Source organism: Vibrio sp. M260118 (assembly GCF_036533755.1).
Classification (GTDB): Bacteria; Pseudomonadota; Gammaproteobacteria; order Enterobacterales; family Vibrionaceae; genus Vibrio.
This window is the reverse complement of record NZ_JATABG010000430.1, coordinates 1-2,631: the sequence shown is the minus strand read 5'-3', so window position 1 is coordinate 2,631 and position 2,631 is coordinate 1. Positions and strand designations below refer to the sequence as shown.

Annotated in this window: 4 protein-coding genes; all 4 read left to right on the top strand. The window is 46.1% G+C overall.

The annotated features are described in order from the left end of the window. On the top strand, positions 1 to 957 hold a 957-nt coding region (gene cytR, locus QTO00_RS17915), incomplete at its 5' end, for a DNA-binding transcriptional regulator CytR (RefSeq protein ID WP_331425988.1). A 119-nt stretch (positions 958 to 1,076) separates the two neighbouring features. After that, entirely contained in the window at positions 1,077 to 1,625 is a 549-nt protein-coding gene (gene ftsN, locus QTO00_RS17910) for a cell division protein FtsN (RefSeq protein ID WP_331425987.1), read from the top strand. A 110-nt stretch (positions 1,626 to 1,735) separates the two neighbouring features. Beyond that, complete coding sequence (hslV, locus tag QTO00_RS17905; RefSeq protein ID WP_038203671.1) at positions 1,736 to 2,278, top strand: ATP-dependent protease subunit HslV; 543 nt, start codon at positions 1,736 to 1,738, stop codon at positions 2,276 to 2,278. A gap of 52 nt (positions 2,279 to 2,330) precedes the next feature. After that, positions 2,331 to 2,631, top strand: a 301-nt coding sequence (locus QTO00_RS17900) for an AAA family ATPase (RefSeq protein WP_331425986.1), incomplete at its 3' end; no start/stop codon positions are given.

Below are 2,631 nucleotides of genomic sequence, written 5' to 3'. Positions count from 1 at the left end.
GTGTCGAGAGCGCTAATGAATCCTGAAAAGGTATCGTCTGCGACAAGGAAAAGAGTCGAAGATGCCGTTTTAGAAGCTGGATATTCACCAAATTCGTTGGCGCGTAATCTACGTCGCAACGAATCCAAAACGATCATCGCGATCATCCCTGACATTTGTGATCCTTATTACACCGAAATTATTCGCGGGATTGAAGATGCTGCAATGGAACACGGGTACATTGTTCTCTTAGGCGATAGCGGACAGCAGAAAAAACGCGAGAGTTCATTCGTCAATCTTGTCTTCACTAAGCAAGCCGATGGTATGTTGTTGCTAGGTACTGATCTCCCATTCGATGTGAGTAAGCCTGAACAAAAAAACCTACCTCCTATGGTGATGGCTTGTGAGTTTGCACCAGAGCTTGAACTTCCAACGGTACACATTGATAACCTGACCTCAGCGTTTGAAGCGGTGAATTATTTGACCCAGATGGGTCATAAACGCGTTGCACAAATTTCAGGTCCAGAATCGGCGGCGTTATGTCAGTTCCGTCATCAAGGTTATCAACAAGCACTGCGTCGTGCGGGTATCACCATGAATCCAAACTACTGCACCTTTGGTGACTTTACCTTTGAGGCGGGAGCAAAAGCGATTCGCCAGCTACTCGCTCTACCAGAAGTGCCAACAGCCGTATTCTGTCACAACGATGCAATGGCAATTGGTGCAATCCAAGAAGCCAAGAAGCTTGGCTTACGTGTGCCACAGGATCTCTCGATTGTCGGCTTCGATGACATTCATTTTGCTCAGTACTGCGATCCTCCGCTAACCACAATATCTCAGCCTCGCTATGAGATTGGTCGCCAGGCAATGTTGATGATGCTTGAACTACTTCGTGGTCATGACGTTCGAGCTGGCTCAAGGTTACTTGAAACTCAACTGGTCGTGCGTGAGAGCGCTGCACCACCAAGAGTGTTATAGAGTCAAAACCTTTTTATGCGGCGTATTTTTGATGCGCCGCTTCCATTTCTACACTGTCCTCAGGTGGCAAACTGCATTAACATATCCGCAGTGGTAATTGATGGTATTGATGTTAACTAGTGGCTAATCGAGATTACGTAAAAAGAGGCCGTGGCGGAACTAGCCGTAAGCCTAGCAAGAAAAAGTCTACCCCGCGTCGTAAACCATGGCGAAGTGGTTTACTCGCTATTATTTTGGCAAGCGTGTTTGGTTATGGGCTGTATTTGCTTAGCAATGATCCAGAGCCGCCAGCGCCAGTTGTTCAACCTGTTAAGAATAAGCCGAAACCTAAACCGCAACAGAAGCTTCCTCCGCCACCGGAAGAGAAGTGGGATTATGTTGATACCTTGCCAAGTCGCGAAGTTGAAGTGAAAGCGAAAGAGCAGGTGGTTTCAGAGATTCCTTACATCATGCAATGTGGAGCTTACAAAACTGCTCAACAAGCGGAGACGCGAAAGATTGATATTGCTTTCCAAGGGATCAATAGCAAAATTCGCAAGAAAGAAGACAGCAGTTGGTATCGTGTCGTGCTTGGTCCTTACAAGTTTAAGAGGGATGCAGAGCGTGATAAGCACAAACTGCAACGCGCCAAGATCGAACCATGTGCGATTTGGAAAGAAGCGCAGTAAAATTTATTGAGCGAGCCATTGGCTCGCTTGTGTTTTCCCCTTGAATTCCCCACCTAATAACCTCATATAGTTTTTAACACTGAGATGAAAACAACTATGAGGCCCTACTCGTGACTACCATTGTATCTGTACGTCGTAACAACAAAGTCGTCATCGCTGGTGATGGACAAGTATCTTTGGGTAACACAGTAATGAAGGGCAATGCGCGAAAAGTGCGTCGCCTATACAACAACAAAGTACTTGCGGGCTTTGCTGGTGGTACGGCTGATGCCTTCACGCTGTTTGAAAAATTTGAGAGCAAGCTGCAAATGCATCAAGGCCATCTGACGAAGGCTGCGGTGGAGCTTGCCAAAGATTGGCGTAGTGATCGTGCACTGCGCAAGCTAGAGGCGCTACTTGCGGTTGCTGACGAGACCGCTTCATTGATCATTACTGGTAACGGAGATGTCGTTCAGCCAGAAAACGATTTGATTGCGATTGGCTCAGGTGGCAATTTTGCTCAAGCAGCTGCTACGGCGCTATTAGAAAATACCGAACTTGATGCGCGTGAAATTGCTGAAAAATCACTAAAAATTGCTGGTGATATCTGTGTGTTCACCAACCATCATCACACTATCGAAGAACTAGAAATTCCAGCCTCTCAAGCCGAGTAGACATTGCTGAAAAATCAAAGATAGTGATTCAAAGAATTTAAGGAAATTGATTATGTCTGAAATGACTCCTCGCGAAATTGTTCATGAGCTTAACCGCCATATTATCGGCCAAGAAAAAGCTAAGCGCTCGGTTGCGATTGCACTGCGTAACCGTTGGCGTCGTATGCAGCTTGAAGAGAGCTTGCGTGTTGAAGTGACACCAAAGAACATTCTTATGATTGGTCCAACTGGTGTCGGTAAAACTGAGATTGCTCGTCGCCTTGCGAAACTGGCTAACGCTCCATTTATTAAAGTGGAAGCGACTAAGTTTACTGAAGTCGGTTATGTGGGTAAGGAAGTAGAAACCATTATCC